The sequence below is a fragment of the Gordonia sp. IEGM753 genome, assembly GCF_050321825.1.
Taxonomy (GTDB): Bacteria; Pseudomonadota; Gammaproteobacteria; order Pseudomonadales; family Pseudomonadaceae; genus Aquipseudomonas.
This window is the reverse complement of record NZ_JBNQGB010000006.1, coordinates 205608-220015: the sequence shown is the minus strand read 5'-3', so window position 1 is coordinate 220015 and position 14408 is coordinate 205608. Positions and strand designations below refer to the sequence as shown.

Annotated in this window: 14 protein-coding genes; 8 read left to right on the top strand and 6 right to left on the bottom strand. The window is 57.3% G+C overall.

Going from position 1 to position 14408, the window contains the following annotated elements; all coding sequences use genetic code 11:
- The first annotated feature begins 245 nt into the window (after nt 1-245).
- Complete coding sequence (gene ompR, locus ACQR3R_RS24980) at nt 246-986, top strand: osmolarity response regulator transcription factor OmpR (protein ID WP_027922237.1); 741 nt, start codon at nt 246-248, stop codon at nt 984-986.
- A gap of 115 nt (nt 987-1101) precedes the next feature.
- On the top strand, nt 1102-2415 hold the full coding sequence (locus tag ACQR3R_RS24975; RefSeq protein WP_428276427.1) for an ATP-binding protein: 1314 nt from the start codon (nt 1102-1104) through the stop codon (nt 2413-2415).
- Between the two features lie 99 nt (nt 2416-2514).
- Here ACQR3R_RS24975 and rimK read toward each other — a convergent pair whose 3' ends face one another.
- From rimK to ACQR3R_RS24960, 3 genes are read right to left on the bottom strand one after another with little or no spacing between them, the layout of a single operon-like run.
- Nucleotides 2515-3420 (bottom strand): 30S ribosomal protein S6--L-glutamate ligase, encoded by a 906-nt coding sequence (rimK, locus tag ACQR3R_RS24970; RefSeq protein WP_007972871.1) that lies wholly within the window; start codon nt 3418-3420, stop codon nt 2515-2517.
- A complete protein-coding gene (locus ACQR3R_RS24965; protein ID WP_428276424.1) occupies nt 3417-3896 on the bottom strand; it encodes a retropepsin-like aspartic endopeptidase RimB in 480 nt (159 codons plus the stop codon). The genes rimK and ACQR3R_RS24965 overlap by 4 nt, the downstream gene beginning before the upstream one ends.
- Nucleotides 3897-3912: 16 nt before the next feature.
- Entirely contained in the window at nt 3913-4692 is a 780-nt protein-coding gene (locus ACQR3R_RS24960; protein ID WP_428276422.1) for a S6 modification regulatory phosphodiesterase RimA, read from the bottom strand.
- A 117-nt stretch (nt 4693-4809) separates the two neighbouring features.
- Between ACQR3R_RS24960 and ACQR3R_RS24955 the strand changes: the two genes are divergently transcribed.
- The gene (locus ACQR3R_RS24955) at nt 4810-5217 is read left to right on the top strand and encodes a S4 domain-containing protein (RefSeq protein ID WP_428276420.1); all 408 of its coding nucleotides are present in this window, start codon (nt 4810-4812) and stop codon (nt 5215-5217) included.
- Nucleotides 5218-5348: 131 nt separating this feature from the next.
- Here the strand turns inward: ACQR3R_RS24955 and ACQR3R_RS24950 are convergent, their stop codons facing one another.
- Nucleotides 5349-6149 carry a phosphatase PAP2 family protein gene (locus ACQR3R_RS24950; protein WP_428276418.1) on the bottom strand — a complete coding sequence of 267 codons (801 nt, stop codon included), beginning with the start codon at nt 6147-6149 and terminating at the stop codon, nt 5349-5351.
- A gap of 102 nt (nt 6150-6251) precedes the next feature.
- On the opposite strand from ACQR3R_RS24950, the gene hslO reads away from it, so the two are divergent.
- The gene (gene hslO / locus ACQR3R_RS24945) at nt 6252-7154 is read left to right on the top strand and encodes an Hsp33 family molecular chaperone HslO (protein WP_428276416.1); all 903 of its coding nucleotides are present in this window, start codon (nt 6252-6254) and stop codon (nt 7152-7154) included.
- 179 nt (nt 7155-7333) lie between these two features.
- Entirely contained in the window at nt 7334-8881 is a 1548-nt protein-coding gene (locus ACQR3R_RS24940; protein WP_428276414.1) for a phosphoenolpyruvate carboxykinase, read from the top strand.
- Between the two features lie 172 nt (nt 8882-9053).
- Here ACQR3R_RS24940 and ACQR3R_RS24935 read toward each other — a convergent pair whose 3' ends face one another.
- Nucleotides 9054-9413 (bottom strand): DUF1493 family protein, encoded by a 360-nt coding sequence (locus tag ACQR3R_RS24935; protein WP_428276412.1) that lies wholly within the window; start codon nt 9411-9413, stop codon nt 9054-9056.
- A 517-nt stretch (nt 9414-9930) separates the two neighbouring features.
- On the opposite strand from ACQR3R_RS24935, the gene ACQR3R_RS24930 reads away from it, so the two are divergent.
- The 3 genes from ACQR3R_RS24930 (at nt 9931) to ACQR3R_RS24920 (ending at nt 13646) form a co-directional block, all read left to right on the top strand.
- On the top strand, nt 9931-11856 hold the full coding sequence (locus tag ACQR3R_RS24930) for a RecQ family ATP-dependent DNA helicase (RefSeq protein WP_428276410.1): 1926 nt from the start codon (nt 9931-9933) through the stop codon (nt 11854-11856).
- Between the two features lie 108 nt (nt 11857-11964).
- Nucleotides 11965-13191 (top strand): 3-hydroxyacyl-CoA dehydrogenase NAD-binding domain-containing protein, encoded by a 1227-nt coding sequence (locus ACQR3R_RS24925; RefSeq protein ID WP_428276408.1) that lies wholly within the window; start codon nt 11965-11967, stop codon nt 13189-13191.
- A 35-nt stretch (nt 13192-13226) separates the two neighbouring features.
- Nucleotides 13227-13646 carry a thioesterase family protein gene (locus ACQR3R_RS24920; protein WP_428276406.1) on the top strand — a complete coding sequence of 140 codons (420 nt, stop codon included), beginning with the start codon at nt 13227-13229 and terminating at the stop codon, nt 13644-13646.
- Nucleotides 13647-13715: 69 nt separating this feature from the next.
- On the opposite strand, the gene ACQR3R_RS24915 is transcribed toward ACQR3R_RS24920, so the two are convergent.
- A complete protein-coding gene (locus ACQR3R_RS24915) occupies nt 13716-14201 on the bottom strand; it encodes a glycine zipper domain-containing protein (RefSeq protein ID WP_428276404.1) in 486 nt (161 codons plus the stop codon).
- Nucleotides 14202-14408: the final 207 nt, after the last annotated feature.

Below are 14408 nucleotides of genomic sequence, written 5' to 3'. Positions count from 1 at the left end.
CCCGTGAAATCGAACAATTACTGCCAGCGCCCGTGAAATAAAAAGTGCGCGCTGCAGTAAACGATCAGACGTTGCCTGACACAAAAGGCCGCGCATTATAACCAGCGTTCGGTGATTGAGGGGCATCGGAGGCAGTTGTCAGCGTGCAGGTTTACTGGCGGTGAAGGAAAAATCTGCTAACAATGCACACGGTGCGTATAACGGCAGCTACGCCATAATGCGCGCCGAGATCAAAGGAGCATCTAATGAGCAGCACTGCAAACATTGCTGAAGGCGAAAAAATTCTTATCGTTGACGACGATCCAGGGCTCAGCAGCCTGCTGGAACGCTTTTTCGTCAGCAAGGGCTACCGTGCTCGCGCGGTACCGAACACTGAACAAATGGACCGCCTGCTGGCGCGTGAGGTGTTCAACCTGGTCGTCCTCGACCTGATGCTGCCGGGCGAAGACGGCTTGACCGCTTGCCGCCGCCTGCGCACCGCCAACAATCAGATCCCGATCATCATGCTCACCGCCAAGGGCGACGAGCTGAGCCGTATCAAGGGCCTGGAACTGGGCGCCGACGATTATCTGGCCAAGCCTTTCAACCCCGACGAGCTGATGGCTCGCGTTAAAGCGGTCCTGCGCCGCCAGTCGACGCCAGTGCCGGGTGCACCGGGCAGCGAAGACGAGAGCGTTACCTTCGGTGATTACGAGCTGTCACTGGCCACCCGTGAACTCAAGCGTGGCGACGAAGTGCACATGCTCACCACCGGTGAGTTTGCGGTGCTCAAGGCCTTGGTGATGAACGCGCGTCAGCCATTGACTCGCGACAAGCTGATGAACCTGGCCCGTGGTCGTGAATGGGATGCTCTGGAGCGCTCCATCGACGTGCAGATTTCCCGTCTGCGCCGGATGATCGAGCCCGATCCTTCCAAGCCGCGCTACATCCAGACGGTTTGGGGTGTGGGTTACGTGTTCGTTCCGGATGGCGCCGCCACCAAGTGATCGGCAATTTGTAGGAGCGGGTCTAACGGGCAGCGGGTCAAATGACTTTGCCCGCAGACTCGCGATCCGCAATATGCGAGCATCGCTCGCTCCTGCAAGTGTTTAACGGTTATTCATGAAAACCCCCGTTTGGTTCCCCCAGAGTTTCTTCTCCCGCACCCTGTGGCTGGTGCTGATCGTCGTCCTTTTCTCCAAGGCGCTAACGCTGGTTTATCTGTTGATGAACGAAGACGTGTTGGTGGATCGCCAATACAGCCATGGCGTAGCGCTGACATTGCGCGCCTATTGGGCTGCTGATGAAAAAAATCGCGAGAAGATAGCTGAAGCCGTGCCGCTTATCCGTGTCGTGGGCGCAGGCGTTCCGGAAGGTGAGCAGCATTGGCCTTACAGCGAGATCTACCAGCGCCAGATGCAAACCGAGCTGGGTGCCGACACTGAAGTACGCTTACGCATGCATTCCCCGCCGGCATTGTGGGTTCGGGCGCCAAGCCTGGGCGATGGCTGGCTGAAAGTGCCGCTCTACCCGCATCCCTTGCGTGGCCAGAAAATCTGGAACGTGCTTGGCTGGTTCCTCGCCATCGGCTTGTTGTCCACTGCTTCGGCGTGGATCTTCGTCAGCCAGCTCAATCAACCTTTGAAGCGCCTGGTGTATGCCGCACGGCAACTCGGTCAGGGACGCAGTGTGCGTCTGCCGATCAGCGATACGCCGAGCGAAATGGCCGAGGTTTACCGTGCGTTCAACCAGATGGCCGAAGATGTTGAGCAGGCTGGCCGTGAGCGTGAGTTGATGTTGGCTGGGGTATCCCACGATCTGCGCACGCCACTGACCCGTCTACGGCTGTCACTGGAGCTGATGGGCGACCACAGCGACCTGACGGACGACATGGTGCGTGACATTGAGGACATGGACGCGATTCTTGATCAGTTCCTGGCGTTCATCCGTGATGGCCGTGACGAGTCGGTAGAAGAGGTCGACCTGAGTGATCTGGTGCGTGAAGTCGCAGCACCTTACAACCAGAACGAAGAAAAAGTGCGCTTGCGCCTGGAGCCTATCCAGCCCTTCCCGCTGCGTCGGGTCTCGATGAAGCGGCTGTTGAACAACTTGATCGGCAACGCCCTGCATCACGCAGGCAACGGCGTTGAGGTGGCAGCCTACGTGTCCGGGGATGTCAGTGCACCGTACGTGGTGCTGAGTGTCATGGACCGTGGGACGGGCATTGATCCGTCTGAACTCGAAGGGATTTTCAACCCGTTCACTCGCGGCGATCGCGCGCGAGGCGGAAAGGGTACCGGTCTGGGGCTGGCAATCGTCAAACGCATTGCTTCGATGCATGGCGGCAATGTCGAGTTGCGCAACCGGTCCGGTGGTGGCCTGGAAGCCCGAGTGCGCTTGCCGCTTGGTTTGATGCTGCCGAGGGATGCTGTCTAACGACAGCTACAAGCTACAAGCTGTTGGCGAAAGCAGCTCCTGCGCGGGGCTGTTTTTGCTATTCACTTGCAGCGTGAAGCTAGCCACTTAAAACTGCTTCTACCCTTTGCCCTTGGTGCGCGTCATGTTCGGCCCACCATTTTTCTCAAGATGCTCGATGATAATCCCCGCCACGTTCTTGCCGGTGGTGGTTTCAATACCTTCCAGGCCTGGCGAAGAGTTCACTTCCATCACCAACGGCCCGTGATTGGAGCGCAGGATATCCACGCCCGCCACCGCTAAGCCCATGACTTTTGCTGCTCGCAGCGCGGTCATGCGTTCTTCCGGGGTGATTTTTATCAGGCTGGCGCTGCCACCTCGATGCAGGTTGGAGCGGAATTCACCTGGCTTGGCCTGGCGCTTCATCGCTGCGATCACTTTGTCACCGACCACAAAGCAACGAATGTCCGCACCGCCGGCCTCTTTGATGTACTCCTGAACCATGATGTTCTGCTTGAGGCCCATGAAAGCCTCGATCACCGATTCCGCTGCCGTTGCTGTTTCACACAGCACCACGCCAATGCCCTGGGTGCCTTCCAGCACCTTGATCACCAACGGCGCGCCATTGACCATTTCGATCAGGTCGGGAATATCGTCCGGTGAGTGCGCAAACCCGGTGACCGGCAAACCTATGCCTCTTCGTGACAGTAATTGCAGCGAGCGCAATTTGTCTCGTGAGCGTGCAATGGCTACCGATTCGTTAAGCGGAAAAACCCCCATCATTTCGAACTGACGCAACACCGCGCAGCCGTAAAACGTCACCGATGCGCCAATACGGGGGATCACTGCATCGAAACCTTCTAGCGGTTTGCCACGGTAATGAATCTGCGGCTTGTGGCTGGCAATGTTCATGTAGGCGCGCAGGGTGTCGACCACCACCATTTCATGGCCACGCTCGGTTCCGGCTTCGACCAGACGACGAGTGGAATACAGACGCGGGTTACGCGACAGCACAGCGATCTTCATGCAACACCTGTGGAGGAGGTAGATACCGGGAACACCGGCTTGTCTTGTACATACTTGATGCCGGGATTGACCACCAGTTGGCCGTCGATCAAGGCCTTGGAGCCAAGGAGCAGGCGATAACGCATGGATTTGCGGCAGGCGAGGGTGAACTCGACCCGCCACACCCGATCACCCAGGGCCAGGGTAGTGCTGATCACGTAGCGAACCTGTGCGTGACCGTTGGAGCTTTTAATGGTTTTCATCGTTACCAGCGGCGCTTCGCAACGCCGGTGACGTAATTGCACCACCGTGCCCAAGTGCGCGGTGAAGCGCACCCAGGTTTCCCCGTCGCGCTCAAATGGCTCGATGTCGGTGGCGTGCAAGCTGGAGGTGCTGGCGCCGGTGTCGATTTTCGCTCGAAGGCCCGCGACTCCCAAATCCGGGAGCGCCACCCACTCGCGCAGACCGACAACGGTCAAATGGTCAAATGTCTTCAATAGGAAAAACCGGCGATTATCGCGTCCAGGCCCCAGGTGCTACCTGAGCCAACGCTTTGAATGCAGGTTTGGCGAACCAGTAACCCTGCATCAGAAAAATGCCACAGTCCGCCAGGAAGTCCCGTTCACCAGCGCTTTCGATCCCTTCGGCAATGACTGTAACGTCCAACTCCGCACACATTGTGACAATCGCTCGAACGATAACCTGACGAACGCGATCGCGGTCGATATCGCGGATAAGTGCCATGTCGAGTTTGATCAGGTCTGGTTGGAAATCAGCAAGCAGATTGAGCCCCGAGTAACCTGCACCGAAATCGTCGATAGCAGTCTTGAAGCCGAACTCGCGGTATTCACGCAGAATATTGGTCAAATGGCGATAGTTATCTACGTGGTCGCTTTCCAGTGTTTCGAAAATCAGCCGGTCGAGGGGGAAATTGTGTTTTTTTGCGGCTTCCAGCGTACTGCGAATACACAGCTCCGGGCGGTACACGGCGCTGGGCATGAAGTTGATCGACAAGTGTGTCTGAATATTTAGATGAGCCGCGCCTTCAATGGCTCGGGTCCGGCAGAGCTGGTCGAATCGGTAACGGTTTTCCTCGGTAACCTGATTGAGCACGGACAGCGCGCCTTCACCGGTCGGGCCGCGTACCAGCGCTTCATGGGCGAAAATCGTCTGGTCTCGCAGGTCCACGATGGGTTGGTAAGCAAAAGCAAAATCGAAGTTTAGCGGCTCAGACTGCTGGCAGCCCCGACATCCGCCGCTGGGCGCAGTTAATGAAGATGGAAATATAGTCACTCGAAGCTCCCTTTACCGATGAATCGGTTAAGCCGACATTCTATCTGGAGCATCGAGTTGTTGCGCCCGACAGAAACGGTAGTACATTTCCGACTATTGGCTGAAAGAGGAATTCAAATGGCGCAAAAACAGCAAGAGGACGACAAGGTCCGTCTCGATAAATGGTTGTGGGCGGCGCGCTTCTATAAAACACGTGCCTTGGCCAAGACGGCGATTGAAAGTGGCAAGGTGCATTGCCGGGGCGAGCGTTGCAAACCGGGCAAGGAGCCTAGAGTTGGCGACGAGTTTCAGATTCGCACAGGCTTTGAAGAAAGGACGGTGGTGGTTCAGGCGCTCTCTATTGTGCGTCGTGGCGCGCCGGAGGCTCAAACGTTGTACGTCGAAACCGAAGCCAGCGTAGCCAAGCGTGAAGCTGCTGCGGCGATGCGCAAGGCAGGCTCATTAGGTGTGAGCACTGACGGCAAGCCAAGCAAGAAGCAGCGTCGAGACCTTTTCAAGTTTCGCGGTAGCAGCAACGACGAGTGAGTCAGTGGCTTCGGTATAGTGTGGGCCGACGCTTTCGCGAGCAAGCCTGCTCCCACATTGGACCGAGATCCCCTGTAGGCGCGTGACTTGCCCGCGATAGAGTGCGCAGCACTCGGCCAGGCGCCGGGGTTTCAAGCGCTGCGCACCACGCTCATCCGCGAAACCACCGGCAGTTTCCCCAGCAAACCAAATACCGGCGCCGTCATTTTCAGGAAAAACCTCGAAACGTGATAGGCGAATGGCGTGTAGTAGCCCCAGCCCAATCCCCACACGGCCAGCAATACGCCGCCGATGTAGTCGTCCTGACCCCAATGCGCACCGGCCACCAGACGCGGCATCATGAACAACACTGCCAAACCCCAGATCACCAGCGTTTGCCAGGTCGAGCGACTGAACACGGTCATGAACAGCGCCCAGATCAACAGAACTGAGGCGTGGTCGCCCGGGAAGCTCTGAGTCGACCGGTCCTTCAATTCCCATACCTTTTCAAGGTGCGGGAAGTAGTCGCTCATACGAACGGCGGTATCGATCATCATCGACGGGCTGCTGTGTTGCCAATCCATATAGTCGGCGAACTTCGAAAACAGCATCCGGATGAACAGCATCAGCAGCAAAACCGAAAGAAAGCCGAAAAATGCCTGACGCACTTCTGAGGCCCTGAACACCCAGTTTCCCTTGATCAGCAGGGTCAGTAAAATCACACCCACCACCGCATCGAATGGACGCAGACTTGCAATTGCCCACACGTGCAGCCATATCGGGTTAGTCGCCAGTGGCGAATTGAGTTGGTAAAAAAGCCACTCGTCGAAAATCACACACAGCATCTGACCGGTAGGCCATAACCAGAAGGCCAGCAGCGCCAGAGGCACAAAATTGCATAACGCCAACCGGCGGACGTTCCACCTTGCTTGGAACAAACCCGGATTGTTCATAAAATGCCTCCAATGGCTGAACTTTCTGCACCAAAGCAGTGCTTAAAGGCGCAATTTTCAACTTTTGTAATCAATTTGTCATCAATTCAGATACCCAGACCTATGACCGATCTAACGGATAACGACTACACCCAACGCTTCATCTTCGATGACAGCGACACCCGCGGCGAGCTGGTGGCGTTGGAACGTAGCTACTCCGAAGTCCTCGCCAAGCACCCCTATCCCGAGCCGGTTGCACAGTTGCTTGGCGAACTGATGGCGGCGGCATCGCTGCTGGTGGGCACCCTGAAGTTCGATGGCTTGCTGATTCTTCAAGCACGCTCCGAAGGTCCGATCCCGCTGCTGATGATCGAATGCTCCAGCGAGCGTGAAATTCGCGGTTTGGCGCGTTACGAGGCCGATCAGATCGCCCCGGACGCGACCCTTGCCGACTTGATGCCCAATGGCGTGTTGGCGCTCACGGTCGACCCGACTCAAGGCCAGCGCTACCAGGGCATCGTCGACCTCGACGGCGAAACCCTGTCCGAGTGCTTCACCAACTATTTTGTGATGTCGCAGCAGGTCGGCACACGTTTCTGGCTGTACGCCGATGGGCGCCGTGCTCGCGGCCTGCTGCTGCAGCAATTGCCTGCCGACCGTCTGAAAGACGAAGAAGAACGGGCCGCGAGCTGGCAGCACATCACCGCGCTGGGCAGCACGCTGACGGCCGACGAATTGCTGAGCCTGGACAACGAAACCGTGCTGCATCGCCTCTACCACGAAGAGCAGGTTCGGCTGTTTGATGTACAGAATCTGCGCTTCCGTTGCAGTTGCTCGCGCGAACGTTCTGCCAATGCACTGGTCAGTTTGGGTCTTGAAGATGCGCAGGATCTGGTGATCGAGCACGGTGGCAACATCGAGATCGACTGCCAGTTCTGCAACCAGCGTTACCTGTTCGACGCCGCCGACATCACTCAATTATTCGCCGGAGCGGGCGTTGATACGCCGTCAGATACCCGTCACTAAAACGGTTCAGCGCAGGTAAATTCACTGGTAAGTGCCGGAATAACGCCGTTACGACCGGAGGGCCCTACTTTTTTTGGGCGTTTCTGGCATAATCCGGCCCACTTTTTTCGCGGTAGTAGTGCACGACTTTCTACTACAAAACGTTTGGAGCACTCGGCCACTGGCCGACGGGGAACCTCATGACGCAAGCCAATAACGCCGTGTACACCGATCTCAGTGTTGATGATCTGGTTAAAGAAGCCCTGAATCGCGGTGAAGGCGAGCTTGCCGATACCGGCGCGCTGGTTGTTCGCACCGGTCACCGCACCGGCCGCTCGCCAGTTGACCGTTTCATCGTTGAAGAGCCTTCCACTCAAGCAGCCATTGCCTGGGGTCCGATCAACCGCAAGTTCCCGGCCGACAAGTTCGACGCCCTGTGGAACCGCGTTGAAGCCTTCATCGGCGAGCGCGAGCGTTTTGTATCCCACGTGCATGTAGGTTCCGATCCTGCGCACTACCTGCCGGTCAAAATGACCACCGGTACTGCCTGGCACAACCTGTTCGGCCGCTGCCTGTTCATCAACCCTGAAGCTGGCGAATACAACGCCGGCGGCAAGGATGAGTGGCAGATCCTCAACGTTCCAGAGTTCGAATGCGTACCTGAGCGTGACGGCACCAATTCCGACGGCACCGTGATCATCAACTTTGCAGCCAAGAAAGTGCTGATCGCGGGCATGCGTTACGCCGGTGAAATGAAAAAAGCCCTGTTCTCGGTTCAGAACTTCCTGCTGCCGGCCGCCGACGTTCTGCCAATGCACTGCGCGGCCAACATGGGCGAAGAGGGCGACGTGACCCTGTTCTTCGGCCTGTCGGGCACCGGTAAAACCACCCTGTCCGCCGACGAAAGCCGTTACCTGATCGGTGACGACGAACACGGCTGGGGCGTGGGCGTGGTGTTCAACATCGAAGGCGGTTGCTATGCCAAGTGCATCGACCTCTCCGAGAAGAACGAACCGGTTATCTGGAAAGCCATCCAGCACGGCGCCGTGCTGGAAAACGTCGTACTCGATGCCGAGAAAAAGGCCGACTACGCCGATGACAGCCTGACCCAGAACAGCCGCGCTGCTTACCCGCGTGAACTGATCGAGAAACGCGCGCCGAAAAACCTCGGTGGCGAGCCAAACGCTGTGATCTTCCTGACCTGCGACCTGACCGGCGTACTGCCGCCAGTGTCGATCCTCAGCGAAGAGCAAGCGGCCTACCACTTCCTGTCCGGCTACACCGCGTTGGTGGGCTCGACTGAAATGGGTTCCGGCAGCGGTATCAAGTCGACTTTCTCCACTTGCTTCGGCGCACCGTTCTTCCCGCGTCCGGCGGGTGAATACGCTGAATTGCTGATCAAGCGCATCCGTGGCTTTGGTTCCAAGGTTTACCTGGTTAACACCGGTTGGACTGGCGGTGGCTACGGCGTTGGCAAACGCTTCAACATCCCGACCACTCGCGGCGTGATCGCTGCGATCCAGAGCGGTGCGTTGATCGGTGCTGAAACCGAACACCTCGACACCATCAACCTCGACGTGCCATTGGCCGTACCGGGTGTTGATACCGGCCTGCTGAACCCACGCAACACTTGGGCTGACAAGGCTGCTTACGATGAAGCTGCCAAAGCATTGGCCGGTCTGTTCGTTGAGAACTTCAAGAAGTTCGACGTGAGCGTCGCGATCAAAGCTGCCGGTCCAACGTTGTAAGATTGGTTTAGCGAAATGAAAAAGCCGCCCTCAAGGGCGGCTTTTTTGTGGGCGCAAGGTTCAGGTTTTCAAGTGCAAAACAAACGCCGCGACCAGCGCCATCACTGCCCGCACGATCAGGCCCACCGGGAAGTCTTTGGTGGGCGGCCCGCATCCCGCTATGTCCTTATAGTCATGCTTGGACGCCTTCCAGCGTCCGGGTATCAAAGCGTTGTGCCTTGACGGCTTGGTAGAGCATGCCAATGGTCAGCGCAACTTTATCGCCACGGCCCTTGGCTTTACGTTTGAGGAACACGTCAAACCCTTCAGGCTGGAAGTAGCGATAGGCGTCATAGTCCCCGAAATCAATGCCGAACTGTTCTTCCAGTGCTTCCATCAGGTGCCGCGCATCAGCGCCGTCGCAGCCCAAATCAAAGTTGATGGCGGTGGTGAGGCTGATGGTTTTGCGTTCGGGCAGGCCCAGCTCTTCGTGTAGCAGCTGCATCAGCAGGTGCATGCTGTGGTCGTCAGGGAAGTTGGGGGCGAGGTTCATGTGTGTGAGTCCGTAAAGGCTTGCTGATAAGACAGCTTGCGCCGGGTTTTGCAGGACGTGTAGCGAAAAGAATTTCGTGGTGGGCACTATCAGGTCGGGGCTTTCCAGTTGAGGAAGCGGTAGCGGTGTGTAAGCGGATATAGCCGTTCCATTGAAGCCTGTCCTGTATGAAGTCGGAAGTCGCTCCTGCAGGCCGACACACGGTTTGAGCCGCAGCGAAAACCATGAGGTGTGCAGCGTTGCGGGGCAATACGGCGGGAGTGGACAGCGTGCGTAGGGATTTGCTGTGTTTTCGGAGGGTTCTTACATATTTCACGTAGTTTTAAACGAACAAGCCTCAGGTTGGGAAACTTCCCACGAGGTTGTCAGAAGCGGCGCCAGTCCCGACGGGACCTGATCGTTCTCACTGCGCGGTCCGCTGTATCATCACGCATCATTTTACCCCCGACCTATTCTCGACTCGCCGCGATCAGCCGCTAGGCTTTGGGCTTCGCAGCGGTCAACGGAGTGACAGCTTATGCACAACACCCTGGAACAGGTTTTCGGTTATCCACAGTTTCGTCCGGGCCAGGAAGCGGCGGTCAGTGCCGTAATGGCCGGGCGTTCGGCGGCGGCGATTTTCCCCACCGGTTCGGGCAAGTCTCTTTGCTATCAGCTACCGGCCGTGTTGTTGCCGCACCTGACGCTGGTGGTGTCGCCGCTGCTGGCGTTGATGCAGGATCAACTGGCATTTTTGCAACGTCACGGCATCGCGGCGGGCAGTATTGATTCGGCGCAGAGCCGCGATGATGCCAGCGATGTCATGGCCCGCGCCAAATCCGGCGAGTTGAAGATTTTGATGATTTCTGTAGAGCGTTTGAAGAACGAGCGCTTCCGTAATTTCTTGCAGCAAGTGCCGATCTCGCTGCTGGTGGTGGACGAGGCGCACTGTATTTCCGAGTGGGGCCATAATTTCCGTCCCGACTACCTCAAGCTTCCCGACTATCAACGCCAGTTCAACATTCCTCAGGCGCTGCTGCTGACTGCCACGGCGACGCCCAACGTCATCGCCGACATGCAGGCAAAATTTGCCATCGCACCCGACGATGTCGTGACCACAGGTTTCTATCGGCCCAACCTGAATTTGCTGGTAGAACCGGTGCCAAGGCAGGACAAGCGCCGTCGTCTGGTCGAATGGATGAGCCAGCGTCCCGACCAGCCGAGTATCGTCTATGTCACCCTGCAAAAAACCGCTGAGCACATCGCCGAACACCTGTCGCGCAACGGTATTCAGGCGCAGGCGTATCACGCCGGTTTGCCGCACGAAAAACGCGAGGCGATCCAGAAGCGTTTCATGGCTGGGCAATCCAATTGCATCGTCGCCACCATCGCGTTCGGCATGGGCATAGACAAGAGTGACATTCGCAATGTGGTGCATTTTGATCTGCCAAAATCCATCGAAAACTACAGTCAGGAAATAGGCCGCGCCGGACGTGACGGGCAGCCATCCGATTGCCTGGTACTGGCCAATCGCGACAGCCTCAACGTGCTGGAAAACTTCGTCTACGGCGATACGCCGGAGCTTGATGGCATTCGTTATGTGCTCGATGAATTACAAGCCGCCGCGCCTGAAGGGCAGTGGGAATTTTTACTTGGCCCGCTGGCGGACCAGAGCAACATTCGCCAATTACCGTTGAAGACATTGCTGGTGCAACTGGAGCTGCGCGCAATTATCGCGCCGCGTTATGCGTATTACGCTGAGTATCGTTTTAAGTATTTGCAGGAGCCAGAGGCATTGCTGGCGCGTTTCGAAGGCGAGCGAAAAGACTTTGTCGCGGCGATCATCCAGACATCCCCGCGTGCCCGGACCTGGGCAACGGTGAATTTCGACGCGCTATACCAGCAGCATCAGGCCGAGCGTAATCGAGTGGTCAAGGCACTGGATTATTTCCAGGAGAAAGGCTGGGTCGAGCTGGAAAGCAAGCAAATGACCGAAGTCTATAGCCTGCTGCAAACCGGGTTCGACAGCCAGGCATTGAGTGTCGAGTTGCACGCCAATTTCACCCAGCACGAACGCACCGAGGTCGCGCGGATACACGCCATGCTCGACCTGTTCGCCACCGAGCATTGCCTGGGGTATCGACTGGCGGAGTACTTCGGCGATCAAAACGCGCCGCAGCAATGCGGGCATTGTTCGGTGTGTCATGGGGAAGTAGCAAGGCTACCCGCGCCCCCGGAATTACCGGCGCTTGCGGACAGAGATTTTCAGGCGTTATGCGCTGAGTTCATTCATAGGCACGAGCAGTACACCGGCCAGGTTCCTTCGGCAGAACGCACAACGCGGTTCTTGTGCGGGATCAGCGTACCGTTGTTTACCAAACTCAAGGCCCGGTCGATTTCAGGCTTTGCGGCGCTGGAGGATTATCCATACGCAGAAGTTCGGGCGTGGCTTGGCCGCGTCTGATGCTGCATCCATCTGCTGAATGTTGCTCATCACAGGAATAAATTTCAAAAATGCTCGATGGCTGACTATGGTGAGGGCTGTCCTTGGATCGCCAACAAGAGAATAACCATGAGCCAGACATCGTTTGATATTCAGCGCGCCGCCGTGATTGGTGCCGGCACCATGGGCCGAGGCATCGTCATGTGCCTGGCTAACGCGGGCATTGCGGTGCAATGGGTCGATAACAATCCGCAGATGCTGGAGCAGGCCATCGCGGCCGTGGCTGATACCTATGCGCACAACGTACGCCAGGGCCGTATTGATCAGGGCGAGGCTGATGCGCGAATTGCCCGGATCGCATCGGCGGCCGATTACTCGGCGATCAGTACTGTTGATCTGGTGATTGAAGCGGTTTACGAGAACCTCGAGCTCAAGCAGCAAATTTTCCGCGAACTGGATGGTTTGCTGAAGCCGCAGGCCATCCTGGCCAGCAACACATCAGCGCTGGACATTGATGCCATCGCTGCCGTCACCCAGCGTGCGCAGCAGGTGCTGGGCCTGCATTTCTTCAGCCCGGCACACATCATGAAACTACTGGAAGTGGTACGGGGTGCCGAGACGGCACCGGCGGTGCTCGATGCCGCGTTGGCGTTGGGCAAACGCATGGGCAAGGTCAGCGTGGTGTCAGGCAACTGCGACGGTTTTATCGGCAATCGGATGCTCAATACCTATGTGCTGGAAGCACGCAAAATGCTGCTTGAGGGCGCTTTTCCTTATCAGGTGGATGCGGCGCTGCAAGCGTTTGGTTTTGCCATGGGGCCGTTCCGCATGTTCGACGTGGTCGGCATCGACCTGCAATGGCGCGCCCGGCAGCTGTCCGGTATCGGGCAGGATGCGCGCGAGGTGCAGGTGGACAACCGTTTGTGCGAGCTAGGGCGCTTGGGCCAGAAAAGTGGCAATGGCTACTACCACTATGAGCCGGGCAGTCGTCAGGCTGAGCATGATGTGGAGGTTGACGCACTGGTGCTTCAAGTCAGCGAAGGGCTGGGCTTTCAGCGCCGTCAGATAGGTCCTGAGGAGATTCTGGAGCGCTGCTTGCTGGCATTGGTCAATGAAGGCGCGAAGATCCTCCAGGAGGGCATCGCCGGGTCTGCACACGATATCGATCTGGTTTACCTCAACGGTTACGGTTTTCCGGCAGACAAGGGCGGCCCGATGACCTGGGCGGATCAGCAAGGCCTGGCCGATATTCATCAGCGCTTGTTGGCGCTGGAAACAAGGCAGGGTGATCACTGGCAGCCGGCACGATTGATCAGTGAGCTGGCCGCGGTGGGTAAAGGGTTTGCCGATCGGTAGACTCCGCAGGAACGATTTCCAGACGAGAGCTGCGCATGAACCAACGCACTGATTACCGACACTTTCAGCCGATCACCACCCGTTGGCACGACAATGATGCCTATGGTCACGTCAACAACGTTACCTACTACAGCTTTTTTGATACGGCGGTGAATACCTACCTGATCGAGGTCGGCGGCCTGGACATTCATGACGGTGAAGTGGTGGGTTTCGTCGTGAGTTCTGCCTGCGATTACTTTGCTTCCATTGCGTTTCCGGACCGAATCGAAATCGGTTTGCGGGTGGGCAAGTTGGGTAATAGTTCGGTGCAATACGAACTGGCAGTGTTCAAGGCTGGTGAGGATGAGGCCTGCGCGGCGGGGCGTTTTGTGCACGTGTTTGTGGACCGCACGTCCAATTTGCCAGTGGCGATTCCTGAAGGCTTGCGCGAAGCATTGCAGGCATTGGTGATTTAACCGGCAAAAAAAATCGCAGCCCTTGGGGCTGCGATTTTTGAACAACTTGCCAGTGCGGTCGCTGCGGTTTTAGCGATGACGGTAGTTGTTGTGGTGTTTGCGATGACCGTAGGCATGGCCGCGACCACGGTGCTCATCACGGTAGTAACGACGATCATCTCGGCCACGGTAAGAGCGACGGTTGTCTTCGTCATCGCTTTTATTGCCCATGTAGTTACCCAATGCACCGCCAGCGCCGCCGCCGGCTGCAGAGCCGATCAGGCTACCGGTGCTGCCGCCAAGGCTGCGCCCGACCACGTTACCGCCCGCAGCGCCCAACGCGCCGCCAATGGCTGCTTCGCCACGGCTGCGTTTGTCTGCGCCGACTGCGCTACCACCCGCGCCGCCCAGGGCCGCGCCGATGGTGGAACCTGTGTTGCCGCCTAACGACTGACCGACGACCGAGCCCAAAACCCCGCCCAATGCGCCGCCCACGCCCGCTTCGGTAGTACCGCCAGCAGAAGCGAAACCACTGAACAGGCCAAGGGACAACAAGAGAATCGAGGAAAACTTCATAGAGGAACCTCAAGGGGATGACGGCGCGATCCTGAGGCTGTGTCGTAGTGGTTACAATCGAATTCCGACGAGTAACACGACTTGTGCACAATTCTATAAGTTACTGTTTTGGCTGGGGAACTTAAGTGTTTTTTGCCGGTCTTTTATTACTTCGCACAGGCCGTTTCTACACAGAAACGGCCTTTTTTGTGGGCGTTTGAAACGTGT

What these genes read in the sequence shown, in the direction of transcription:
- ompR (WP_027922237.1), top strand. Translation starts at nt 246, where the DNA reads ATGAGCAGCACTGCAAACATTGCTGAAGGCGAAAAAATTCTTATCGTT.
- ACQR3R_RS24975 (WP_428276427.1), top strand. Translation starts at nt 1,102, where the DNA reads ATGAAAACCCCCGTTTGGTTCCCCCAGAGTTTCTTCTCCCGCACCCTG.
- rimK (WP_007972871.1), bottom strand. Translation starts at nt 3,420, where the DNA reads ATGAAGATCGCTGTGCTGTCGCGTAACCCGCGTCTGTATTCCACTCGT.
- ACQR3R_RS24955 (WP_428276420.1), top strand. Translation starts at nt 4,810, where the DNA reads ATGGCGCAAAAACAGCAAGAGGACGACAAGGTCCGTCTCGATAAATGG.
- ACQR3R_RS24950 (WP_428276418.1), bottom strand. Translation starts at nt 6,149, where the DNA reads ATGAACAATCCGGGTTTGTTCCAAGCAAGGTGGAACGTCCGCCGGTTG.
- hslO (WP_428276416.1), top strand. Translation starts at nt 6,252, where the DNA reads ATGACCGATCTAACGGATAACGACTACACCCAACGCTTCATCTTCGAT.
- ACQR3R_RS24940 (WP_428276414.1), top strand. Translation starts at nt 7,334, where the DNA reads ATGACGCAAGCCAATAACGCCGTGTACACCGATCTCAGTGTTGATGAT.
- ACQR3R_RS24935 (WP_428276412.1), bottom strand. Translation starts at nt 9,413, where the DNA reads ATGAACCTCGCCCCCAACTTCCCTGACGACCACAGCATGCACCTGCTG.
- ACQR3R_RS24930 (WP_428276410.1), top strand. Translation starts at nt 9,931, where the DNA reads ATGCACAACACCCTGGAACAGGTTTTCGGTTATCCACAGTTTCGTCCG.
- ACQR3R_RS24925 (WP_428276408.1), top strand. Translation starts at nt 11,965, where the DNA reads ATGAGCCAGACATCGTTTGATATTCAGCGCGCCGCCGTGATTGGTGCC.
- ACQR3R_RS24920 (WP_428276406.1), top strand. Translation starts at nt 13,227, where the DNA reads ATGAACCAACGCACTGATTACCGACACTTTCAGCCGATCACCACCCGT.
- ACQR3R_RS24915 (WP_428276404.1), bottom strand. Translation starts at nt 14,201, where the DNA reads ATGAAGTTTTCCTCGATTCTCTTGTTGTCCCTTGGCCTGTTCAGTGGT.